Source organism: Arthrobacter sp. NPDC057013, from assembly GCF_042674585.1.
In the GTDB taxonomy this organism is placed as follows: domain Bacteria; phylum Actinomycetota; class Actinomycetes; order Actinomycetales; family Micrococcaceae; genus Arthrobacter.
Genome location: NZ_JBHUSE010000018.1, coordinates 1 through 22997, shown reverse-complemented (window position 1 = coordinate 22997; position 22997 = coordinate 1). Strand labels below are relative to the sequence as shown.

The 22997-nt window shown below is 66.0% G+C and carries 21 protein-coding genes and 2 pseudogenes; 15 read left to right on the top strand and 8 right to left on the bottom strand.

Annotated elements, in window-relative coordinates; genetic code table 11:
• The first annotated feature begins 17 nt into the window (after window positions 1–17).
• The 5 genes from ACFTSA_RS18865 to dnaE all read left to right on the top strand — a co-directional run bounded on the left by ACFTSA_RS18865 (window position 18) and on the right by dnaE (window position 6371).
• Entirely contained in the window at window positions 18–305 is a 288-nt protein-coding gene (locus ACFTSA_RS18865; RefSeq protein ID WP_377953220.1) for a YggT family protein, read from the top strand.
• A 187-nt stretch (window positions 306–492) separates the two neighbouring features.
• Window positions 493–1188, top strand: coding sequence for a DivIVA domain-containing protein (locus ACFTSA_RS18860; protein ID WP_377953219.1), 696 nt, complete (start codon window positions 493–495; stop codon window positions 1186–1188).
• Window positions 1189–1269: 81 nt separating this feature from the next.
• A complete protein-coding gene (lspA, locus tag ACFTSA_RS18855) occupies window positions 1270–1842 on the top strand; it encodes a signal peptidase II (protein ID WP_377953217.1) in 573 nt (190 codons plus the stop codon).
• On the top strand, window positions 1835–2761 hold the full coding sequence (locus ACFTSA_RS18850; protein ID WP_377953215.1) for an RluA family pseudouridine synthase: 927 nt from the start codon (window positions 1835–1837) through the stop codon (window positions 2759–2761). Before lspA ends, ACFTSA_RS18850 begins: the two co-directional genes overlap by 8 nt.
• Window positions 2762–2813: 52 nt before the next feature.
• The gene (gene dnaE, locus ACFTSA_RS18845) at window positions 2814–6371 is read left to right on the top strand and encodes a DNA polymerase III subunit alpha (protein ID WP_377953213.1); all 3558 of its coding nucleotides are present in this window, start codon (window positions 2814–2816) and stop codon (window positions 6369–6371) included.
• A 12-nt stretch (window positions 6372–6383) separates the two neighbouring features.
• Here the strand turns inward: dnaE and ACFTSA_RS18840 are convergent, their stop codons facing one another.
• Window positions 6384–6842, bottom strand: coding sequence for a flavin reductase family protein (locus ACFTSA_RS18840; RefSeq protein WP_306926770.1), 459 nt, complete (start codon window positions 6840–6842; stop codon window positions 6384–6386).
• Between the two features lie 193 nt (window positions 6843–7035).
• On the opposite strand from ACFTSA_RS18840, the gene ACFTSA_RS18835 reads away from it, so the two are divergent.
• The 3 genes from ACFTSA_RS18835 to nrdR all read left to right on the top strand — a co-directional run bounded on the left by ACFTSA_RS18835 (window position 7036) and on the right by nrdR (window position 9754).
• Entirely contained in the window at window positions 7036–7617 is a 582-nt protein-coding gene (locus tag ACFTSA_RS18835; RefSeq protein WP_377953211.1) for a hypothetical protein, read from the top strand.
• Window positions 7618–7626: 9 nt separating this feature from the next.
• A complete protein-coding gene (hisD, locus tag ACFTSA_RS18830; RefSeq protein ID WP_377953209.1) occupies window positions 7627–9021 on the top strand; it encodes a histidinol dehydrogenase in 1395 nt (464 codons plus the stop codon).
• Between the two features lie 163 nt (window positions 9022–9184).
• Window positions 9185–9754: a transcriptional regulator NrdR gene (nrdR, locus tag ACFTSA_RS18825; protein ID WP_377953207.1), complete on the top strand. Its 570-nt coding sequence runs from the start codon at window positions 9185–9187 to the stop codon at window positions 9752–9754.
• Window positions 9755–9890: 136 nt separating this feature from the next.
• Here the strand turns inward: nrdR and ppgK are convergent, their stop codons facing one another.
• Both ppgK and map read right to left on the bottom strand, forming a co-directional pair.
• Window positions 9891–10694, bottom strand: a complete 804-nt coding sequence (ppgK, locus tag ACFTSA_RS18820) for a polyphosphate--glucose phosphotransferase (protein WP_377953205.1) — start codon at window positions 10692–10694, stop codon at window positions 9891–9893.
• 80 nt (window positions 10695–10774) lie between these two features.
• Window positions 10775–11653, bottom strand: a complete 879-nt coding sequence (gene map, locus ACFTSA_RS18815; protein ID WP_377953203.1) for a type I methionyl aminopeptidase — start codon at window positions 11651–11653, stop codon at window positions 10775–10777.
• Window positions 11654–11777: 124 nt separating this feature from the next.
• Here map and ACFTSA_RS18810 point away from each other — a divergent pair, with 124 nt between their 5' ends.
• Window positions 11778–11942, top strand: coding sequence for an SPOR domain-containing protein (locus ACFTSA_RS18810; RefSeq protein ID WP_190603389.1), 165 nt, complete (start codon window positions 11778–11780; stop codon window positions 11940–11942).
• Between the two features lie 21 nt (window positions 11943–11963).
• Here ACFTSA_RS18810 and panB read toward each other — a convergent pair whose 3' ends face one another.
• The gene (panB, locus tag ACFTSA_RS18805; RefSeq protein ID WP_377953202.1) at window positions 11964–12869 is read right to left on the bottom strand and encodes a 3-methyl-2-oxobutanoate hydroxymethyltransferase; all 906 of its coding nucleotides are present in this window, start codon (window positions 12867–12869) and stop codon (window positions 11964–11966) included.
• Window positions 12870–13110: 241 nt separating this feature from the next.
• Here panB and glnA (ACFTSA_RS18800) point away from each other — a divergent pair, with 241 nt between their 5' ends.
• The 5 genes from glnA (ACFTSA_RS18800) (at window position 13111) to ACFTSA_RS18780 (ending at window position 19195) form a co-directional block, all read left to right on the top strand.
• Window positions 13111–14451: a type I glutamate--ammonia ligase gene (gene glnA, locus ACFTSA_RS18800; protein ID WP_377953201.1), complete on the top strand. Its 1341-nt coding sequence runs from the start codon at window positions 13111–13113 to the stop codon at window positions 14449–14451.
• Window positions 14452–14460: 9 nt separating this feature from the next.
• On the top strand, window positions 14461–17472 hold the full coding sequence (locus ACFTSA_RS18795; protein ID WP_377953200.1) for a bifunctional [glutamine synthetase] adenylyltransferase/[glutamine synthetase]-adenylyl-L-tyrosine phosphorylase: 3012 nt from the start codon (window positions 14461–14463) through the stop codon (window positions 17470–17472).
• A gap of 21 nt (window positions 17473–17493) precedes the next feature.
• Window positions 17494–17919, top strand: coding sequence for a VOC family protein (locus ACFTSA_RS18790; RefSeq protein WP_377953198.1), 426 nt, complete (start codon window positions 17494–17496; stop codon window positions 17917–17919).
• Between the two features lie 6 nt (window positions 17920–17925).
• The gene (locus ACFTSA_RS18785) at window positions 17926–18441 is read left to right on the top strand and encodes a GNAT family N-acetyltransferase (RefSeq protein WP_377953197.1); all 516 of its coding nucleotides are present in this window, start codon (window positions 17926–17928) and stop codon (window positions 18439–18441) included.
• 238 nt (window positions 18442–18679) lie between these two features.
• Complete coding sequence (locus tag ACFTSA_RS18780; RefSeq protein ID WP_377953196.1) at window positions 18680–19195, top strand: hypothetical protein; 516 nt, start codon at window positions 18680–18682, stop codon at window positions 19193–19195.
• 133 nt (window positions 19196–19328) lie between these two features.
• Here ACFTSA_RS18780 and glnA (ACFTSA_RS18775) read toward each other — a convergent pair whose 3' ends face one another.
• Complete coding sequence (gene glnA, locus ACFTSA_RS18775; protein WP_331573456.1) at window positions 19329–20753, bottom strand: type I glutamate--ammonia ligase; 1425 nt, start codon at window positions 20751–20753, stop codon at window positions 19329–19331.
• Window positions 20754–21024: 271 nt separating this feature from the next.
• Between glnA (ACFTSA_RS18775) and ACFTSA_RS18770 the strand changes: the two genes are divergently transcribed.
• Window positions 21025–21462, top strand: a complete 438-nt coding sequence (locus ACFTSA_RS18770) for an RDD family protein (protein WP_377953195.1) — start codon at window positions 21025–21027, stop codon at window positions 21460–21462.
• Window positions 21463–21477: 15 nt separating this feature from the next.
• Here ACFTSA_RS18770 and ACFTSA_RS18765 read toward each other — a convergent pair.
• The 3 genes and pseudogenes from ACFTSA_RS18765 to ACFTSA_RS18755 all read right to left on the bottom strand — a co-directional run.
• Window positions 21478–21810: pseudogene (locus ACFTSA_RS18765) on the bottom strand (DUF3817 domain-containing protein); the annotation flags it as partial.
• A 184-nt stretch (window positions 21811–21994) separates the two neighbouring features.
• The gene (locus ACFTSA_RS18760) at window positions 21995–22747 is read right to left on the bottom strand and encodes a DUF4191 domain-containing protein (RefSeq protein ID WP_377953193.1); all 753 of its coding nucleotides are present in this window, start codon (window positions 22745–22747) and stop codon (window positions 21995–21997) included.
• An 88-nt stretch (window positions 22748–22835) separates the two neighbouring features.
• A pseudogene (locus ACFTSA_RS18755) lies at window positions 22836–22997 on the bottom strand (lipoyl synthase); the annotation flags it as partial.

The window sequence follows — 22997 nt, the reverse complement described above, 5'->3', positions numbered from 1 at the left end:
AGACAATGGGTTAGCTCATGGGAATACTATTCGGGCTCGTCTATATCGTCCTGCTGTTCATTTTCGTCGCTCTGATTGTCCGCCTCGTCTACGACTGGGTTCAGATGTTCGCGCGGGAATGGCGCCCTCGCGGGGTAGCATTGGTGGCGGCTCATGCAGTCTACTCGGTGACCGATCCGCCGCTGAAGGTCCTGCGGCGCCTCATCCCGCCGCTGCGGCTGGGCGGTGTCTCGCTCGACCTCGGTTTCCTGGTGCTGTTTATCGGCCTGAGCATTGCCATGGCGGTCACCAAGTCATTTGCATAACTTCATATCAGCCTGCCGCACTCCATATCAGCTTGCCGTGCCGGGGCCGATCCGCAGGGATCCCCGGGCGCAGAAGACCTTTTGTTTGACGCCACGGTGTTGAATTAGAGGAACCAGACCAAATTTAGGTACCGTAGTTTTGACGGCCGGAAGGCCTCCTGACGAACTAGACCAACGAGGTGACCAGATGGCTTTGACGCCAGAAGACGTTGTCAACAAGCGCTTTCAGCCGACCAAGTTCCGCGAAGGCTATGACCAGGACGAAGTTGACGACTTCCTGGACGAGATCGTCGTCGAACTGCGGCGCCTGAACCAGGAGAACGAGGAGCTTCGCAAGAAGCTCGCCGAAGTCGGCTCCGGATCGCCGGCTGCCACCTCCGCCGTCGCCCCTGTTGTCGAGAAGGTCCCCGCACCGTCCAAGTCCGAGAAGGACGAGGCACGCGCGAAGGCCGAAGCAGAGGCCAAGGCCGCCGAAGCTGCCAAGAAGAAGGAAGCCGAGCAGGCAGCTCCCGTTGCAGCCCAGGCGCCCGCCGTCACCAGCAGCAACGTCTCCGAGTCTGCCGCCGGCCTGTTGGCCATGGCCCAGCAGATGCACGACCGCCACGTGGCCGAGGGCCAGCAGCAGCGCGACAAGATCATCGCTGAAGCGCAGATCGAAGCCAGCAGCCTGGTCAACGATGCGCAGGAAAAGTCCCGCAAGATCCTCGGTGCACTGGAGCAGCAGCGTTCCGTGCTCGAGCGCAAGGTAGAGCAGCTCCGCGGCTTCGAACGCGACTACCGCTCACGCCTGAAGGCCTACATCGAGGGCCAGCTGCGCGACCTGGACGCCCGTGGTTCCGTTGCCGCCCCGGAGGTTGGCGAAAGCAGCAGCGCCGCCGTTTAGCACGTATTCTGAAAGCCGGTGGCTGAGGATTCCTCGGCCACCGGCTTTTGCCATTAACGACGGTTCCCGAATGAAAGCACCATGACTGACGACCTTGCCGCTGACGCAGCGCACCCAGCTTCATCATCACCTCGGCCACGGCGCGCCGTCCTGCTGTCCCTGTTTGCCGGGCTGGCAGTCTTCGCCTACGTCTTCGACCAGCTCACCAAGCTGTGGGTCACCAGCACCATGGTGGAGGGCGAACGGATTCCCGTGCTGCCCCCGCTGCTCCACTGGTACTACATCCGCAACTCCGGCGCTGCCTTCTCCATCGGCGAGAACGTGACCTGGGTGTTCACGATCATCATGGTGGTGGTGGCCGCTGCCATCGTGTTCCAGCTGCGCAAGCTCGGGTCCGCGTGGTGGGCACTGGCGCTGGGTCTGCTGTTCGGCGGCGCCCTGGGAAACCTGACGGACCGGCTGTTCCGGGAACCGTCCTTCGGAATGGGGCACGTGGTGGACTTCATCCAGCTGCCCAACTTCGCAATCTTCAACATCGCCGACTCCGCCGTCGTATCCTCCGTGGTGATCATCTGCCTGGTGACCCTGCGGGGGATCGCCCTGGACGGATCGCACCACGCCGTCGAAAAGCGCAAGGGCGGCGACGATGTCTGAGCGGGTGGTGGTGCCCGAGGAGCTGGACGGGGCCCGCGTGGATGCCGGTCTTGCCAAGCTGATGGGCATGTCCCGTTCGTCCGCCGCAACGCTGATCGCCGAAGGCAACGTCGTCAGCGGCGGCAAACCGGTGGGCAAGTCCGCCAAGCTCGCCTCCGGCACCGTGCTGCACGTGACCGTCCCCGAGCGCCGGGATCCCCTTGAAGTCGTGGAGGAAGTTGTGGAAGGCCTGAAGATCCTGCTGGATGACGACGACTTCGTGGTGGTCGACAAGCCGGTGGGAGTCGCGGCGCACCCGTCTCCGGGCTGGGTGGGGCCCACCGTTGTCGGCGGCCTCGCTGGTGCCGGCTACCGCATCTCCACGTCCGGCGCCACGGAACGTGCAGGCATCGTGCACCGGCTCGACGTCGGGACCTCCGGAGTCATGGTGGTGGCCAAGACGGAACCCGCCTACACAGCCCTCAAGCGGGCGTTCAAGGAACGCACCGTGGACAAGGTCTATCACGCCGTGGTCCAGGGCCTGCCGGATCCCCTGCAGGGCACCATCGACGCCCCGATCGGCCGCCACCCCGGCCACGACTGGCGCTTCGCCGTGATTGAGGACGGCCGACCGTCGGTCACGCACTACGAGGTCCTCGAGGCCTTCGGGAAAGCCACCCTGGTGGAGGTGCACCTGGAGACCGGGAGGACGCACCAGATCCGGGTCCACTTCGCAGCGCTCCGCCATCCGTGCGTCGGCGACCTCACCTATGGGGCCGACCCGCGGCTGGCCGCAACCCTTGGGCTCACCCGGCAATGGCTGCACGCGCGGGAACTCGGCTTTGACCACCCGCGCACCGGGGAACGCGTTACCGTTACCAGCGAATACCCCGAGGACCTCGCCTACGCACTGGAGGTCCTGGGCACCGGCAAGGCTTGAGCCTCCGGCACGCCGACGTTAATTGTCTGAGGGTCGGCACTAGAATGGTCCGGTGACTTCCAGCAATGACTCGTTCGTACACCTCCACACCCACACCGAGTACTCGATGCTGGACGGCGCCGCCAGGCTCGGCGAGCTGTTCGACGAAACCGAGCGGCTGGGGATGCCCGCCCTGGCGACCACCGACCACGGCTACCTGTTCGGTGCCTTCGACTTCTGGCGGAAGGCCACCGACAAGGGCATCAAGCCCATCATCGGTGTCGAAGCCTATGTGACTCCCGGGACCGCGCGCGGCGATAAGAGCCGCGTCCGCTGGGGCGACGAGAGCCAGCGCAAGGACGACGTCTCCGGCGGTGGCTCGTACACCCACATGACCCTGCTGAGCTACAACAACGTGGGCATGCGGAATCTGTTCCGTGCCTCCTCGATCGCCTCGCTGGACTCGGTCTTCGGCAAGTGGCCCCGGCTGGACCGCGAGCTGCTGAACACCTACTCGGAAGGGCTCATCGCCACCACCGGCTGCCCCTCAGGCGAGGTCCAGACCCGGTTGCGGCTCGGCCAGTACCGCGAAGCGCTGGAGGCGGCGGCGGAGTTCCGGGACATCTTCGGTGCCGAGAATTACTTCTGCGAACTCATGGACCACGGCCTGGACATTGAACGCCGCGTCACCGGCGACCTCCTGCGGCTGGCCAAGGAACTGAACCTGCCGCTCGTTGCCACCAACGACCTGCACTACACCCACGAGCATGATGCCAAGGCGCACGAAGCCCTGCTGGCCATCCAGTCCGGCTCGACCCTGCTCGAACCCACCTACGACAACGGCGGCTCCCGCTTCGCGTTCTCGGGCAGCGGCTACTACCTGAAGTCGCCGCGGGAAATGCGGGAGCTCTTCCGCGACCACCCGGACGCGTGCGACAACACGCTGCTGATCGCCGAGCGGTGCGAGGTGTCCTTCAACACCGGTGCCAACTACATGCCCCGGTTCCCCTGCCCCGAGGGGGAGGACGAAACGTCCTGGCTGGTCAAGGAAGTCGACAAGGGACTCCAGTACCGCTATCCCGCGGGGATACCGGACGAGGTCCGCAAACAGGCAGACTACGAGCTTGGCGTCATCACCTCGATGGGGTTTCCCGGATACTTCCTCGTGGTTGCAGACTTCATCAACTGGGCCAAGAACAACGGCATCCGCGTGGGCCCGGGCCGTGGCTCCGGTGCAGGCTCTATGGTGGCCTACGCCATGCGAATCACCGACCTCGACCCGCTGCGGCACGGCCTGATCTTCGAACGCTTCCTGAACCCCGACCGTGTCTCCATGCCCGACTTCGACGTCGACTTCGATGACCGCCGCCGTCCCGAGGTCATTGACTACGTGACCCGCAAGTACGGCGACGAGCGCGTGGCCATGATCGTCACCTACGGCACCATCAAGACCAAGCAGGCGCTGAAGGACTCCTCCCGCGTGCTCGGCTACCCGTTCAGCATGGGTGAACAGCTGACCAAGGCGCTGCCGCCCGCCGTGATGGCGAAGGATATTCCGCTTGCCGACATCCAGAACAAGGACGCCAAGCGGTACAGCGAGGCGGCGGATTTCCGGCAGCTGATTAGCACGGACCCCGAGGCCGCCAAGGTGTTCGAGACCGCGCTCGGCATTGAGGGCCTGAAACGCCAATGGGGTGTGCACGCGGCCGGCGTGATCATGTCCTCGGACCCCATCATCGATGTCATTCCCATCATGCGCCGCTTCCAGGACGGCCAGGTCATCACCCAGTTCGACTACCCGACGTCCGAAGGCCTCGGCCTGATCAAGATGGACTTCCTCGGGCTGCGCAACCTGACGATCATTTCCGATGCCCTGGAAAACATCAAAATGAACCGCGGCATCGACCTTGACCTCGAAACTCTGGAGCTGGACGACGCTGCGTCCTATGAGCTGCTGGCCCGCGGTGACACCCTGGGCGTTTTCCAGCTCGACGGCGGCCCCATGCGGTCCCTCCTCAAGCTCATGAAGCCTGACAACTTCGAAGACATTTCCGCCGTGCTGGCGTTGTACCGGCCGGGTCCCATGGGCGCCAACGCGCACACCGACTACGCGCTGCGCAAGAACAAGATCCAGGATGTCATCCCGATCCACCCGGAACTCGAGGAACCGCTCAAGGAGATCCTGGGCGGGACGTTCGGCCTGATCGTGTACCAGGAGCAGGTCATGGCCGTGGCGCAGAAGCTCGCCGGCTACTCCCTGGGCCAGGCAGACATTCTGCGCCGCGCCATGGGTAAGAAGAAGAAGTCCGAACTGGACAAGCAGTTTGCCGGCTTCTCCCAGGGCATGCAGGACAACGGCTACTCCATGGAGGCCGTCAAGACCCTGTGGGACATCCTGCTGCCCTTCTCCGACTACGCCTTCAACAAGGCGCACTCGGCCGCGTACGGCGTGATCTCGTACTGGACGGCGTACCTGAAGGCACACTACGCGCCGGAGTACATGGCCGCGCTGCTGACCTCGGTGGGCGACGACAAGGACAAGTCCGCGATCTACCTTAACGAATGCCGCCGCATGGGCATCACCGTGCTGCCGCCGGACGTCAACGAATCGGCCCTGAACTTCACCCCGGTGGGGGAGGACATCCGCTTCGGCATGGGGGCCATTCGGAACGTCGGCGTCAACGTCGTAGAGGCCATGGTGGCTGCGCGTGAAAAAGAAGGAGCCTACACTTCCTTCAAGGATTACCTCATGAAGGTGCCGGCCGTGGTGTGCAACAAGCGCACCATTGAATCCCTGATCAAGGCCGGGGCCTTTGACTCGCTGGGCCACCACCGCCGCGCGCTGGCCATGGTCCACGAAGAGGCCATCGACTCCGTCATCACCCTCAAGCGCAACGAGGCCATCGGCCAGTTCGATCTCTTTGCCGGCTTCGACGAGGCCGAGTCCGAGTCCTCGCTCAGCATCGAGATCCCCGACCTGCCGGAATGGGAGAAGAAGGACAAGCTCGCCTTCGAGCGGGACATGCTGGGCCTCTACGTCTCGGACCACCCGCTGCAGGGCCTGGAAGGAATCCTGAGCCAGCACGCGGACCAGTCCATCACCTCGATCATCGCGGAGGACGGGCCGCACGACGGCGCCATCGTCACCATCGCGGGCATGATCACCTCGCTGAGCCGCCGGATCGCGAAGGCGAGCGGCAACGCCTATGCCCGGGCGGAGATCGAGGACCTCGGCGGTTCCATGGAGGTCATGTTCTTCGGCCAGGTCTACGGGCCGATTGCCTCGGTTCTCGCCGAGGACCTGATCGTGGTGGTCAAGGGCCGGCTGCAGCGGCGCGACGACGGTGCCGTAACCCTGAACTGCATGGAGCTCTCCGTCCCGGACCTCAGCCAGGGCACCAACGGACCGCTGGTGATCACCATGCCCACACACAAGGCCACGGAGGCCGTGGTCACGGAACTGGGGGACGTGCTGCGCAACCACCGGGGCAACTCCGAGGTTCGGGTGAACCTGCAGGGCGACAGCCGCATCGAGGTCATGGCGCTTCCCGTGCACCTGCGGGTGAACCCGAACCCGTCACTGTTCGGGGACCTCAAGGTGCTGCTGGGCCCGGCCTGCCTGGACGCCTAGGCTTCGAGGGCCCTAGATTTCGTAGTCCAGCGGAACGGGCTGTCCGTAGGTGCCGGAGTGGTACAGCAGCGGCGAACCGTCCTCGCCAACCTGCCCTTCCACCACTTCGACCACCACGACGGCATTGTTTTCGAAGGACAGGCGCATCTGGATCTTGCCGATCAGCCAGCCGGAGACGTCCTTGAGGACCGGCACGTCATACGGGCCGTGGGCCCAGTGGTCGCCGGCAAAGCGCTCCTTGGTGCGGGCGAAGCGGTCCGCCAGCTCCTGGTTCTCAAGCCCCAGCATGTGCACGCCGATGTACGCGGTGTTGGCCACCGCCGGCCATGAGCTGGAACTGCGTGCCATGTTGAAGGTGAAGCGCGGCGGTTTGGCGGACAGTGACGCAACGGAGGTTGCCGTAAAGCCGTAGGGGACTCCGTCGTAGTTCACGGTGATGATTGCCACGCCCGCTGCATGCCGGCGGAACATCTCTTTGAACGTGCCCTCGAAGGCGCCATCTTCTGATGTCACTGGAACCTATCTCCCTACTGCAGCCGTGCCGATTGAGTCTCTAGTACAAGACTATGGGGCTTCCGGGCGGATGGGACATTCTCCGGGCGGCGAGGCAGACGGCGCGGAATGCCGGGCAACATTTGACGGCCACATTTGTTAACGTTTCTTCATGACCCAGCCTGCACCCGTCCCTCCCGTCCGCTCCTCTGACGAGGCCCCGGGCGCCCGGCGGCGGCCCGGCAAGGGTGGGCCCGGCGATGCCCGGCCTGGCAGGGGTTGGGCGTGGGCGGCCGGGATTACCGGTGCCGGCATCCCGGCCGGGTTCCTCTGGTGGCTCCTGGCTCCGGGCGGGCAAAACCTCATTTCGGGAAACCCGGCACTGTCCTCCGGCACCAACACCGAGGGCTGGCTGCCCCGGGATCTGGTGCTGGCGGGAGTGTTTGTGTTTGCGGGCTGCCTGGTGGCTGTGCTGTTGTCCGGCCGCCGCGATGGCGGGACGCGGCGGCTGCTGCTGCTGTCCGTCGCGGCAAGCGCGGCGGCGGCCGTACTGGCGTGGCAGACCGGCATGCTGGCGGGCCGCCTGCTGGCAGGGCCGCAGGACACGTCGGCCAACGCAAGCGTCGCCTTCTCGCTGCGGTCCCTCACCGTCCTTGTTCTGTGGCCTGCCGCCGTCGCCGCAGGCTTCTTCGTGCTGCGCATTATCGGTCTCCTGCGGGCCTCCGTGGACCAGGAGCAGGACGGCGGCGCGTAAAATGTACGGGTGACCACTTCTCCGGACAGCCCCACAAACGCAAACAGCCAGGCGCGACCGAGCACTGCCGGCGTAGACTTCCGCACGGTTGACCTGCGCGGCCGCAGCCTCAGCCTGGCCGAACTCCGCGCGGCGGTGCCGCGGGCGAGGCAGCAGACGTTGGCAGACGCCGAGCAGAAGGTCACCGACATCATCACGGCCGTCCGCCAGCGCGGCTTCGCCGCCCTTACAGAGTTCGCCAGGACGTTCGACGGCGTGGAGCAGGCCCATCCGCGCGTACCGGCCGAGGCGCTGCAGTCAGCCCTGGACGGCCTGGACCCTGCCGTGCGCTCCGCGCTTGAAGAGTCCATCAGCCGCGCCCGCCGGTTTGCGGACGGGCAACGCCCGGCCGACGTCGACATCTCCCTGGGTGACGGCGCAGTGGTCAGCCAGAAGTGGGTGCCCGTGGCACGCGTGGGCCTGTACGTCCCCGGCGGCCTGGCTGTGTACCCGTCCTCGGTGATCATGAACGTGGTGCCGGCGCTGGCCGCAGGGGTGGAGTCGATCGCCCTCGCCTCGCCGCCGCAGAAGGACTTTGGCGGCCTGCCGCACCCCACCATCCTTGCCGCCGCGGCACTGCTGGGCATCGACGAGGTCTACGCCATCGGCGGAGCCCAGGCCATCGCCGCCTTCGCCTACGGCGTACCGGGCAAAGCGGGAACCCCAGCGCTGGAGCCGGTCGACGTCGTGACCGGTCCCGGGAACATCTTCGTCGCCACGGCCAAGCGCCTCGTCAAGGGCGTAGTGGGGATCGACTCCGAGGCCGGCACCACGGAAATTGCCATCCTCGCGGACTCCACGGCCCGCCCGGCATTCGTTGCCGCCGACCTGATCAGCCAGGCCGAGCACGATCCGAAGGCCGCCTCCGTCCTGATCACGGATTCCGCCCGGCTTGCGGCGGAGGTCCGGGAGGAGCTGGAACTGCAGGCTGCCTCCACCAAGCACAGCCAGCGTGTCTGCGAGGCCCTGTCCGGCCCGCAGTCCGGCGTGGTGCTCGTTGATGGCCTCGATCAGGGGATCGCGGCGTGCGATGCCTACGCGGCCGAACACCTGGAGATTATGACCGCGGACGCCCCAGCGGTGGCGGCGCGAATCCGAAACGCCGGCGCGATTTTCGTCGGCGACTACAGCCCGGTGAGCCTCGGCGACTACTGCGCCGGCTCCAACCACGTGCTTCCCACGAGCGGCACGGCGGCGTTCTCGTCCGGGCTGAACGTGACCACGTTCCTGCGCGCCATCCAGGTCATCAACTACTCGGAGGCGGCGCTGGTGCAGGTCAGCGGCCACATCGTCAGCCTCTCAGGCGCGGAGGACCTCCCGGCGCACGGTGATGCGGTGACGGTCAGGTTCCAGGCGGCCCGCTGACCACTACATGTAGTCGTCCGCCACTACATGTAGTAATTACAGGCTTGTTATTCAGCCAGATCTGGCCGTAAACTGGTGTCGAACGAGGCTTCGGCATGGGGCTTCGGTATAGGGCGTCGCTATCAGGCTTCGACCCGGGCAGCGACTGAAGGGCAGGAGAAACGTGTATTGTCCGTTTTGCCGCAACCCTGACTCGCGCGTGGTGGACAGCCGTATGGCCGACGATGGCTCCGCCATCCGCCGCCGCCGGCAGTGCCCCGAGTGCGGTCGCCGCTTCACCACCGTGGAAACCACCAGCCTGTCCGTGATCAAGCGGTCCGGCGTGGGCGAGCCCTTCAGCCGCAGCAAGGTCATCAACGGCGTCCGCAAGGCCTGCCAGGGCCGGCCCGTCAGCGAGGACGACCTCGCCATGCTGGCGCAGGAAGTCGAGGAGAACATCCGGGCCTCCGGTGCGGCGGAAATCGACGCCCACGAGGTTGGCCTGATCATCCTCGGCCCGCTGCAGAAGCTGGACAAGGTGGCGTACCTCCGTTTCGCCAGCGTCTACCAGGCCTTTGAATCACTCGAGGACTTCGAATCCGCCATCGAGCTGCTCCGGCACGAATCCGCTGAGGACAAGAGTTCAAAAGACAGAAGTCCCGAAGGCAAGGGCTCCGAGGCCAGGAGCCCGCGGGAACAGAACACCACGGAAAAGAACTCCGCGGAAAAGAGCACCGCGAAGAGCACGCTCTAAAGTCTCCGGTGGCGGCAGCGGAGGGGAAGCCGCAGCCGCCACCGGCTCCAGTGCAGTCACAAACGCTGAAGGCGGCAGACCTCGTGTCTGCCGCCTTCAGCGGTTCTGCGGGCCGCGCCACCGCGGCCCGCCCGGTTTACTTGGCCAGTTCGTGCTTGACGGCGATCTCGAGGGCAGCGCCCACGATGCCGGCCTCATTCTTCAGCTCGGCGGGAACGATCGGGGTGCGTAGCTTCAAGTGCGGCAGGTACTCATCAGCGCGCTTGGAGATGCCGCCGCCCACGATGAAGAGCTCGGGGGAGAACAGGAACTCCACGTGGGAGAAGTAGCGCTGCAGCAGGACGCTGTATTCCTCCCAGCTGAGGCCGTCACGTTCGCGGGCAACGGCGGACGCCTTGCTTTCGGCGTCGAACCCGTCAATCTCCAGGTGCCCGAGTTCGGCGTTGGGAACAAGCCGGCCGTTGAAGATGAACGCGGACCCGATGCCGGTACCGAGCGTGATGACCAGGACCGTTCCGTCGATGCCGGCGCCGGCGCCGTAGCGGGCTTCAGCAAGGCCGGCCGCGTCGGCGTCGTTGATGACCTCCACCGGGCGGCCCAGGCGCGCCGTGAGCAGTGCGTCAATGTCCGTGTTGAGCCAGCTCTTGTCCACGTTGGCGGCAGAGTGGACCACACCGTGCTGGATGATGCCGGGGAACGTCACGCCGACGGGGCTGTCAGTCTCGGGTGCGTCCGGACGTGCCGAGAGTTCCTCGACGACCTTGGCCACCACCTCGACCACCGCTTCCGGCGTGGCCGGCTGCGGGGTCGCCAGGCGGAAACGGTCGCCGATCAGTTTGCCCTTCTTCAGGTCGACGATGCCGCCCTTGATTCCGGTTCCGCCGATGTCGATGCCGATCAGCGGGGCGTTCTTGCGGGTCTTTTCGTCCTTCTTGGCCAATGGGATTCCGTTCGTGGCAGGGTAGGGGCTCGGGCTGGGCAAGGGTGACTTGCCGGAATGACGCGGGCGGTTGCCTGGCGTCAGGGAAGGGTCAGGATTTCGGCGCCGGATTCGGTGACGAGGAGCGTGTGTTCGAACTGCGCGGTGCGCTTGTGGTCCCTGGTGACCACTGTCCAGTCGTCGGCCCACATGTCCCATTCGATGGTGCCGAGGGTGAGCATGGGCTCGATGGTGAACACCATGCCCGGCTCGATCACGGTGTTGTAGGCGGGCGCGGCGTCGTAGTGCGGGATGATCAGCCCGGTGTGGAAGGCCTCGCCCACCCCGTGTCCGGTGAAATCGCGGACCACACCGTAGCCGAAGCGCCTGGCGTAGGACTCGATGGCGCGGCCGATCACGTTGATCTGGCGTCCGGGGGCGACGGCCTTGATGGCGCGGTTCAGGGACTCCTGGGTCCGCTCAACCAGCAGCCGTGATTCCTCGTCCACGTCACCCACCAGGAAGGTGTAGTTGGTGTCACCGTGGACCCCGCCAATGAAGGCAGTGATGTCGAGGTTGAGGATATCGCCGTCCTGCACCACCGTGCTGTCCGGAATGCCGTGGCAGATGACTTCATTCAGCGATGAGCACAGGGACTTGGGAAAGCCGCGGTACCCCAGCGTGGACGGGTAGGCGTCATGGTCCAGCAGGAACTCGTGGCCGATGCGGTCCAGTTCGTCGGTGGTGATGCCGGGCCGGATGTGCTTGCCCACCTCCACGATCGCCTGAGCGGCGATCCTGCTGGCCACCCTGATCTTCTCGATGGTTTCCGGTGACTTGACCTCTGACCCGGTGAATTTGGCCGGGCCCGGCTTGCCAACATACTCCGGCCGCGGGATCGACGCGGGAACGGGCCGCTGCGGGCTGACGATTCCCGGAGTAAGCGTGCCGGTGGGTGCGGTCGAGGCTAAGGAAGGCATAGATTGATCATATAAGGCAGCACAGAACGCCATGTAAATTAATGCGCCCGGCGGCCACCGTTGCGGGTTACGTTACGTGGATCACGGCGGCAGTGTGCCGCTAACCGGAAAGCGAGGAACACCGATGCCCGAGTACTGGTACAACGTCAAGACCCACATGGTGGAGGAAGACGCGATGTCGGACTGGACCCAGCTGATCGGCCCCTACAAGACTCGCGAAGAGGCGGAGCACGCCCTCGAGAAGGTCAAGGCGCGCAATGAATCCTGGGAAAAGGGCGACGACGACTGACCAGGGACCCGGTTCCCGGCCCTAGAACGAGTGCTCCGGTCCGGGGAACTGACCCGACCGGACGTCGTCGCCGTAGGCCTTGGCGGCGTCGCTCAGGACGGTCCGGAGGTCCGCGTACTGCTTGACGAACCTGGCCATCCTGCCCCCGCGGAGGCCTGCCATGTCCTGCCAGACCAGGACCTGCCCCGTGGTGGCATTGCCCGCGCCGATGCCAATGGTGGGCACCGAAACGGCAGCGTCCACTGCCTTAGCCGTTTCCGCGGGAACCATTTCCATGAGCACGCAGAACGCGCCGGCGTCGGCCAGCGCGGCGGCATCCTCGACGAGCCGGGCGGCGTCGTCGCCCCGGCCCTGCACGCGGTAGCCGCCCAGGGAATGCTCACTCTGGGGCGTAAAGCCGATGTGGCCCATGACCGGAATGCCGGCCTGGACCATCGCTCTGACCGTGTCGGCGTAGAACTTGCCGCCCTCGAGCTTCACTGCGTGCGCCAGGCCCTCCTTGAGGAACCGCACGCCGGTGGCCACAGCCTGCTGCGGCGAAACCTCGTAGCTGCCGAAGGGGAGGTCCGCCACGACGAGAGCGCGCTTCGCGGAGCGTGCGACCGCCCGGCACAGCGGCAGCAGCTCGTCTACGGTGACGGGAATGCTGGTTTCGTTGCCAAACACATTGTTGGACGCGGAGTCGCCCACCAGCAGGACTTCGGTGCCGGCCTGGTCGAAGATCTCCGCCGTGTACTGGTCATAGGCCGTGAGCATGGCGAAATGTTCGCCGCTGGTCTTCGCCTGCTGCAGGTGGTGCGTGCGGATCCGGGAGACCGGCTTCCGTGCCGATTCCGACGGCGGCACCGCAGCTGCCGAAGGGCCGTTCCCGTAGGGTGCAGGTACTTCAGCGGACGTGCTTGGATCGGGACTGCTGGTTGAGGCCATGGCAAGAGCGTAGTCCGGGACCCGCCGTGCTAGCCACCGGCCGCCACGCGAAGCCGGGTGATTCGCGTCATAGCGGGTTTGCCCGGACAAGGCGGCCCGGTCTCCGGTTGAGTGTTAACGCTGTGTTACGCGCCGCAGCCGCGCCAGCACCACGCCTAAATGCTTAGTAAAGTGATGCGTGAGCTGCCCTGTTCGTCGTGGACGGACCGGGGCATGAACGTAGACCGGAGAAGAGGCCTTCATGGACCGCCAGCAAGAGTTTGTCCTGCGCACGATCGAAGAGCGCGACGTACGTTTTGTGCGTTTGTGGTTCACCGACGTCGTGGGCTCGCTCAAGTCGGTGGCGCTGGCGCCGGCGGAGGTCGAAGGCGCCTTCGACGAGGGCCTCGGCTTCGACGGCTCGGCGATCGAAGGACTGGCCCGCGTCTTCGAGTCGGACATGCTGGCCCAGCCGGACCCGTCCACGTTCCAGATCCTGCCCTGGCGCGGCGAGACAGAGCAGACGTCCCGCATGTTCTGCGACATCCTGACACCCGACGGCGAGCCCTCGGCGGCTGATCCCCGCAACGTCCTCAAGCGCACGCTGGCCAAGGCCGCCGACATGGGGTTCACCTGCTACACGCACCCCGAGATCGAGTTCTACCTGCTGAAGTCGCAGGAGCCCGGCCCCGACGGTTCACCCGTTCCGGTGGACGAGGGCGGCTACTTTGACCACGTCCCGGGCGGCGTGGCCCAGGACTTCCGCCGCACCGCCGTGACCATGCTGGAATCCGTGGGCATCTCCGTGGAGTTCAGCCACCACGAGGCCGGCCCGGGCCAGAACGAAATCGACCTGCGCTACGCGGATGCCCTGCAGACCGCGGACAACATCATGACCTTCCGCACCGTCATCAAGGAGGTGGCGCTGCAGCAGGGCACATACGCCACCTTCATGCCCAAGCCCTTCACGGCCCATCCGGGTTCGGGCATGCACACGCACTTCTCGCTCTTCGAGGGTGACACCAACGCGTTCTTTGAGGCCGGCGCGGAGTTCCAGCTCTCCAAGACGGCGCGCCAGTTCATCGCCGGTATCCTCAAGCACGCTCCCGAATTCACGGCTGTCACCAACCAGTTCGTCAACTCCTACAAGCGCCTCTGGGGCGGGGGAGAGGCACCCAGCTACCTGAGCTGGGGTCACAACAACCGTTCCGCCCTGGTCCGGGTCCCGCTGTACAAGCCGGGCAAGGGACAGTCAGCCCGGATCGAATACCGCGGCATCGACTCGGCCGCCAACCCGTACCTTGCCTACGCCGTGCTCCTGGGCGCCGGGCTGAAGGGCATCGAGGAGGGCTACGAGCTGCCCGCAGCGGCCGAGGACGACATCTGGTCGCTGAGCTCCGCGGAGCGCCGCGCCATGGGCCACGACCCCCTTCCCGCCAGCCTGCATGACGCCATCCGTGCCATGGAGGAATCGGAACTGATGCCGCAGATCCTGGGCGAGCAGGTCTTCGAACATTTCCTGCGCAACAAGCGGGCGGAGTGGCAGGACTACCGTTTGCAGGTGACCCCCTATGAGCTGCAGCGCAACCTCGCCATCCTTTAGGCGGCCGGGGTGAGCTTGGCCCGCCGGCTCATCACCGCCGGCTTCAGCGACCTCGAAAAGGGCGAACGGTTCCTCGCCGCACCCGAACTGGAGGGAATCGACCAGGACATCCTGTTTGCCGGCCTGCAGATGGCGGCGAACCCGGATGCCGCGCTGCAGTCCCTTGTCCGGCTGATCGAAAAGCACCCGGACCTGCGGAAGCTGGCTGCGGCGGACACCGAGGTGAGCGAACCGCTTTACCGGGTCCTGGGCGCCAGCGAGGCACTGGGTGAATTCCTGATCCGGCACCCCGAGCACCTCGACGCGTTCAGCGTGACCGCCAGCCCGGAACCGCTCCAGTCCGATCCGGCCGAGCTGCGGGCCCAGCTGCTCAGGTCGGTGCGCGCAGACCCCACCGCAGCCCGGCCCGTGGCCGGCGTCTCGGGCCCCGAGGCCTACGAGGCGCTCCGTACGGCCTACCGCCGGGGCGTGGTGGATCTGGCCGTCAAGGACCTCTGCGCGGCTGACCCCCTGGACTTCATGCCCGCCGTCGGGGCCGAACTCGCGGACCTGGCCGGCGCGGCCATTGAGGCCGCCCTTGCCGTCTCCCGTGCCGAAGCGGCAGGACAGTTCGACGCCGGGGAAGTGGCCGACGTCGCACTGTCAGTGATCGGGATGGGCAAGTGCGGTGCCCGCGAACTGAACTACATTTCCGACGTCGATGTCATCTATGTGGTGGAGGCGGGCGGGCTGGACGACGCCCGGGCCAACACCATCGGCACGGCGCTTGCCTCCGGGATCTCACGGGCCATTTCCTCCCCGGCGCGTGAGCCCGGCCTGTGGGAGGTTGACGCCAACCTCCGCCCGGAAGGAAAGTCCGGCCCACTGGTCCGGACCCTGGCTTCGCACCAGAGCTACTACGCCCGCTGGGCGGAAAGCTGGGAGTTCCAGGCGCTCCTGAAGGCGCGGACCATCGCGGGCGATGCAGAGCTGGGCGCCCGCTACGAGGAGGCCGTATCGCCGCTGGTGTGGACCTCGGCGAACCGCGACGGGTTCGTTGAATCCGTGCAGGCGATGCGCCGCCGCGTGACCGAGCACATCCCGCCCGCCGAGGAACAGCGGCAGATCAAGCTGGGCCGAGGCGGGTTGCGCGACGTCGAATTCACCGTTCAGCTCCTCCAGCTCGTACATGGCAAATCGGACGAATCCCTCCGCCGCCGCGACACGACGTCGGCCATTGCCGCCCTGTCCACCGGCGGATACATCGGCCGGGCGGATGCGGCCGCGTTCGACCATGCGTACCGTTACCTGCGCCTGCTGGAACACCGCATCCAGCTGTTCCAGCTGCGCCGCACCCACCTCATGCCGGTCAAGGAGGAACCTCTCCGCACCCTGGCCAAGGCAGTGCTGGGCCCCTTCTCAACGGACCGGCCGCACCCGGACGCACTCCTGGCCGCGTGGCAAAAGACAAAACGCTCCGTGCGTGAACTCCATGACCGGATCTTCTACCGTCCGCTGCTGAACACTGCCGCCAAGCTCAGCAGCGAGGACGCACGCCTGACGCCCGAAGCCGCGCAGGGCCGGCTCGCTGCGCTCGGTTACCGGGACCCGCAGGGCGCACTCCGCCACATCGAGGCACTGACCGCCGGTGTCAGCCGGCGGGCCGCCCTGCAGCGGCAACTGCTGCCCATCCTTCTCGGCTGGCTGGCGGAGGGCGTAGACCCCGACGCCGGTCTGCTCGCCTTCCGCAGGATCAGCGAGGCCCTCGGCACCACGCACTGGTACCTTGGCATGCTCCGTGATTCTGCGGCGGCAGCCGAGCGGCTGTGCCATGTGCTGTCCAACTCCCGGCTCATCGCCGACCTCCTCGAGGTTTCGCCGGAATCGGTGTCCTGGCTCGGCACGGACAAGGAACTCGCGCCGCTCAGCTTTGAGGCGCAGTGGCAGGAGATCACCTCGAAAATGTCCCGGCACGCGGACCCGGAAAGCGCCATGCGCCTCATCAGGCTCATCCGCCGCCGCGAAATCCTGCGGATCGCCATTGCGGACAGCGCCGGCCTGCTCCGCCAGGACCAGGTGGGGGCGGCGCTGGCCGAGACGGACCGTGCCGCCATCCTGGGCGCGCTGCGCGTGGCGGAAAACATAGTCTCCGCCACCGGCCCCCTGAAGACGTCGGTGCTGGTGGTGGCCATGGGGAGGCAGGGCGGACAGGAAATCGGCTACGGATCCGACGCCGACGTTCTGTACGTCCACCGCGCCCTGCCCGGAGCGTCGGACGACGAGGCCCAGCAGCAGGCCGCAAAGATCGTAGGCCATCTTTCCAGCCTGCTGACGCAGCCGCTCAAACCGGCGATCATGGCTGAGCGGGTCCTTGCCGTGGACGCGGACCTCCGCCCGGAGGGGAAGAGCGGGGCCATGGTGCGGTCGCTGGAGTCCTACGGCGAGTACTACCGCCGCTGGTCGCTCATCTGGGAGGCGCAGGCGCTGCTCCGTGCCCGGCCGATCGCCGGTGACGACGGGCTCGCGGCGGACTTCGTGAAGCTGATCGATCCCATCCGCTACCCGGAGGCCGTCTCCGACGCCGACATCCGGGAGATCCGCCGGATCAAGGCGCGGGTGGAATCCGAGCGGCTGCCCCGCGGTGCCGATCCCGCCAGACACCTCAAGCTGGGACGCGGCGGCCTGAGCGATGTGGAGTGGCTGGTGCAGCTGCTGCAGCTCCAGCACGCAGGAAACCATCCCGAACTGCGCACAACGTCCACCCTGAAGGCCCTTCACGCGGCGTCGACCCTGGGGCTGCTGGAGGACGAGGACGCCCGCCTGCTTGCCGACGCGTGGCGGCTTGCCAGCCGGATCCGTTCGGCGAACGTGATCTGGACCGGCCGGGCTTCCGACCTGCTGCCCTCCTCGCGGCGCGACCTCGAGGCGGTGGCACGGTGGTGCGGCTTTGAGGAAGGGATGGCCACGGCCTTCGAGGAGGAGTACCTGAGGGTGAGCAGACGGGCCCGCGCGGTGTTTGAGAAGGTCTTCTACGGCCACTGAACCGGTGCTAGGTTTGGGCGCATGGCTACCCAAATCTTCATGAACCTGCCCGTCCGGGACCTCGACAGATCCGTGCAGTTCTTCACTGCGTTGGGCTTTACGTTCAACCAGGATTACACGGACGAGAACGCCACCTGCATGGTGATCAACGACGACGCCTTCGTGATGCTCCTCGTGGAGAAGTTCTTCAAGACGTTCACCGCCAAGGAAATCGTGGACGCGACCTCGGCCACCGAAGCCATCACGGCCTTCTCCGTGGACAGCCGGGACGCCGTGGACCAGATGGTGAGCAAGGCCCTGGCGGCCGGCGGAACCGAATCGCAGCCCGTGCAGGATTACGGGTTCATGTACAGCCACAGCTTCCAGGATCCGGACGGGCACCTGTGGGAGGTCATGTGGATGGACCCGGCAGGTCCGCCCGCCGACGGGGCGGACCATGCCTCCTGACGGATCATGAGTCCGCACGTATGGCTCATTCCGTTGCGGGACCTGGATGCCGATGCCCGCGCCATCCAACTGGGCGCGGTGGCGGAACTGGAACTTGCCCCGGGCCAGCGGGAGTTTGTGGGCGACCCGCTGCGCATGATGCTGGCAGGACTCGAGGACGGTTCCCGCAGGCCCTATGTCATCGAGGCGGGCGGCAGGGCAGCCGGGGTGCTGACGCTCCAGTCGGGGGCAGCCCGGCTCGCCGGCTGGCCCGACGACGACTCCGCCTGGCTGCTTCGCGGGTTCCTGATCGACAGGCGGCGCCAGGGCCGGGGCCTGGGCCAGGCGGCCGCCTCGGCGGCAGTGGCCGCGGCCGCCAAACTGACGGCAAGGCTGGGAGGCGGCCAGGCCGGCGTCGTGCTTTCAGTCAACGAGCGCAATCCGGCCGGACAGGGTGCTTACCTGAAGGCGGGTTTTGCGGACAGAGGCGTCTATCTGGGCGGCGAGGGCGGACCGCAGCGGACCATGTACGCCCCCTTCTGAATGCTGAGCCGTCGCAGAATCAGCGCCAAACCGTTGCGCCCGCGTGGGGGCATGCCTACTCTGTGTGTTGGCAGTGCACTTCAAACCTTGTTGGGGGGAAGGCTTGAAAAGGTCTTCGTCTCGGAGGCACTCGCCGGAACAGGCTGGCTCCCGGTCTCAGCACGTCGGGAGCCAGCTTCCGGAGCGCCAACTGCGCCACGATGCGGCACGCGAGGATGCGGACCATGCCCGCGCGCAGGTGAAAAGCGGCCGTGCCCGAAGGCTCCGAAGGGCCGAGCTGCTGCTGATCGGGGCGGGCGTCGCGGCCACTCTCCTCGCGGCAGCGTACCAGTATGCCGGAATCAGGAGCACGCTGGAAAGCAGCACCGCGTCCTCCCTCTACGCCCAGCAGCAGGAGATCGACAGGATCTTCGTGGACAACGTCGACCTGCAGCCGTATTTCTGGCACCGCCGTGAACTGCCTGACGCGTCGGCCATCCGGGACCCTGCGGCCAAACTGGAGGCGGAGCAGCTGGCGGGCCGGGCGGAAGCGACGGCCCACCGCATCCTGGATCACTTCGCCCACCTCAGGTACCAGATGGGAACCCAGGCCTTCACCTCCGAACGGGCGGACTGGGAGGCCTACATGCGGCGGAGCTTCGCCGACTCCCTCATTCTGTGCCGCGCGCTGCGCGATGATGAGGAAGCCTTCGGCGGCGCCGGTCCGGATTCCCTCTGGGGACGGTACGCGCAGGAACCCTGCCGGGGAACCTAACGGGACAACCGGGATGTCCCGGCAACGGGCACCTAGCCGGGAACGGGCATGCCCGGGAAACGGCCAAGGGCGGCCACCGGTCAGTAACCGGTGGCCGCCCTTGGCGGTGTCAGGAGGATCTCCCGGGGTCAGACTAGACGCCGTAGTAGAGCTCGAACTCGTAGGGGTTCGGGCGCAGGGACAGCGGGCGGATCTCGTTCTCGTACTTGTACTCGATCCAGGTATCGATCAGGTCCTGGGTGAACACGCCGCCGGCCTGCAGGAACTCGTTGTCCTCAGCCAGTGCCTGCAGTGCTTCCTCGAGGGTGCCCGGAGCCTTGGGGATATCCTTGGCTTCTTCGGCGGGGAGCTCGTAGAGGTCCTTGTCGATCGGAGCCGGGGGCTCGATGCGGTTGCGGATGCCGTCGATGCCGGCCATCAGCTGGGCGGCGAAGGCCAGGTACGGGTTGGAGGAGGGGTCCGGAGCGCGGAATTCGATGCGCTTGGCCTTCGGGTTGGAGCCTGTGATCGGGATACGGATACCGGCGGAGCGGTTGCCCTGCGAGTAGACCATGTTGACCGGGGCTTCGAAGCCCTTGACCAGGCGGCGGTAGGAGTTAACCGTCGGGTTGGTGAAGGCGAGGACAGCGTCGGCGTGCTTCAGCAGGCCGCCGATGTACCAGCGGGCAGTGTCGGACAGGCCGGCGTAGCCCTTCTCGTCGTAGAACAGCGGCTCGCCGTTGCTCCACAGCGACTGGTGGCAGTGCATGCCCGAACCGTTGTCACCGAAGACCGGCTTCGGCATGAAGGTGACGGACTTGCCCCAGGCGTCGGCGGTGTTCTTGATGACGTACTTGAATTTCTGCAGGTCATCGGCCGCGTGGGTCAGCGTGGTGAACTTGTAGTTGATCTCGGCCTGGCCGGCCGAACCAACTTCGTGGTGGCTGCGCTCGACCTCGAGGCCGGCCTCGTCCAGTGCGACACACATGGCGTCACGCAGGTCGGCCTGCTTGTCGGTCGGGGAAACCGGGAAGTAACCGCCCTTGACGGGGGTCTTGTAACCGAGGTTTCCGCCTTCTTCTTCGCGGCCGGTGTTCCAGTGGGCTTCTTCGGAGTCGATCTTGTAGAAGCTGCCCTCGGGGGAGGACTTGTACTGGACGTTGTCGAACACGAAGAACTCTGCCTCGGGAGCGAAGAACGCGGTGTCGGCGATGCCGGTGGAGGCGAGGTAGGCTTCAGCCTTCTCTGCCACGCCACGGGGGTCGCGGTGGTACGGGTCGCCCGTACGGGGGTTCACGATGGAGAAGTTCAGCGCAAGGGTCTTCTCCATGCGGAACGTGTCCAGGAACGCGGTGGTGACGTCCGGAATGAGCTGCATGTCAGACTCGGCGATGCCCTGGAAGCCGCGGATGGAGGAACCATCGAACAGCTGGCCGTTGACGAAGAAGTCTGCGTCCACGCTCTTGGCCGGCACGTTGAAGTGCTGCTGAACGCCGGGGAGGTCGGTGAAGCGGATATCGATAAACCGAATATCTTCATCTTTGATGAACTTGAGGACTTCGTCCGCAGTCTTGAACATCTATGCTCCTTACGCATATGTAATAACTGGCTAGAAAGCCAAGTGGTCCAGCGCAATCCAATGGGCGGTAGCACAAAAGTGCCCCGCTCCAGGCTCGCTAGCAACTGTTACCACCCTAGGGATTCGGGATTTCCCGTCCGTGTCCGCTTTGTTTCCGGCAGGTTACAGAACCTACTGATATGTAAACGCTATACGGTGTCCACACTGTGGTCCATGCCTATCCAGAGTGTGAACGTCGGCGGGGCCGCGGGCGGCTCGGTAAACTTGGTGGGTGGTAGATCGCAAAGACATCGGTTCGTGGCTCAGCGGGCCGGACACTTCCGGCATTTCCAAGTACCCGGGGGAACGCCTGGGCTTTCCCGAGTCGGGCCCGGGGTCCATGGCCCGTGCCGGCCGGCGGATTCTGGCGATCACCATCGACTGGACCATCGCGCTGCTGATCAGCAACGTGTTCCTCGGCGGCAATTCCATGGCCACGCTGGGTGTCTTTGCGGCGGAGCAGATCCTGCTGATTGGAACCTTGGGCTACAGCATCGGCCACCGTGTGATGGGCATCCACGTGGTGAGGCCGGACGGGTCAGCGGCCGGCCCTCTGGCCGCCCTGGTCCGCACTGTCCTGCTGTGCCTGGTGATCCCCGCGGTCATCTTCGACCCCGACCATCGCGGACTCCATGACAAGGCCATGAACACGGTCCTCATCCGCAGGTAGGCGGCTTTCCGCGTGTGGCTGGCTGTCGGCAGGAGGCCGCGCGGGGGAGAGGTGCCCCCGGCGGAGCGCCCACCGCTCAAACAGGACGGTGGCGAAGGGGAAGACCGCCGAGAGCCCTGCGAACAGGGCAACCCTGAACGGCCAGCGCTGCAGCCGCCACAGCGCAAGGGCTGCCACTCCGTAGCCGATGAACAGTGCGCCGTGCACCGGGCCGGCAATCTCCACACCGAGTTCGGTGGTCCCTGCGATCCACTTGAAATACATCCCGGCCAGGAGCGCGGCCCAGCTGCAGGCTTCGGCCACCGCCAGCAGGCGGAAGGCACGGACGACGGCGGACGGGAGTTTCACAGGAGGCTCCGGCTTCTGTAGGGGCTGGGTCTGGCTGGGTTGTAAATGCCGTTCAAACGGGCATCGCCGTTCAAACGAACAGCGCCGGTCAAACGAATATGCCGTTCAAACGAAAATGCCGTTCAAAACGAAAAAGCCCCGGGGCCGGCGCAAGTGCGGCGGCCGCCGGGGCGTTTCGAGCGGATTAGCGTCCGCGCTGGGGGCGGGCCTTGTAGGGGTCCACGCCCTTGGGGATCGGAAGTCGGGTGCCCAGCGACGAGATGCGCTTGGACACGGCGCTGACCTCGGTTTTCGTGAGCTCGTTGTTGAGCTTGTTCATCTTTTTCGCCACCTGGCTGATGGGGACCTGGCCGTCGCCGCGCCCGGTTTCGATGACGTGGATGGTGACATTGGGAAGGATGCGGGCCAGCTTCTTCCGCTCGCCTTCGATCAGCGGGCGCACGCGGTGCGTGGGGCCTTCGGCAACCAGCACGACGCCGGGACGCCCGACTGCGCGGAACACGGCGTCCTGGGTACGCGGGTTCACAGCCACCGGCTGCTCCTCGGTGATCCAGCCGCGCTTCAGCGTGCTGAGGGCAGCCCCGGACGCACCCGGCTGGTTTTCGATCTGGGCGAAGGCCGCCCGCTCGGCGCGGCGCGACAGGATGAAGGTAGCCGCCAGGAAACCCAGCGGGATGCCGATGATCAGGCCTGTAATCCAGTTATTCAGCAACAGGCCAACAATGAGGCTGACGGCCACAACGCCCAGGAACGCCAGCAGCATGAGCCACGGCACCATGGGGTCGTGGCGGCGGGTCATGTTAAAGACTTCGCGGATCTGCTTGAGCCGGCTGGGCTTCTTTTCCTTCACGGCCTTCGGCTTGCGCCCAAAAAGACCGCGCTTGGAGCCATCAGCGGCTGCAGGAGTGTTGTTGCTGGAGTCAGGGGATTTCGCCATAGTGCCTTAATTCTACGTGATGCACGACAAAGGGCCGGACGCCGAAAAGTTCCGGCGTCCGGCCCCTGGCCACGGGAAATACGTGCTGCTACTGGTGCGCCGCGAGCAGGGAGCTGGCTTCCTGGCGGGTGGTTCCGGAGTCCTGGATGCCGTCGGCGATGTGGGCGAGTTCGGCGGGGATGTCGCGTCCTTTTTTGCGCATGGCGGTGGCCCAGAGCCGGCCGGCGCGGTAGGAGGAGCGGACCAGGGG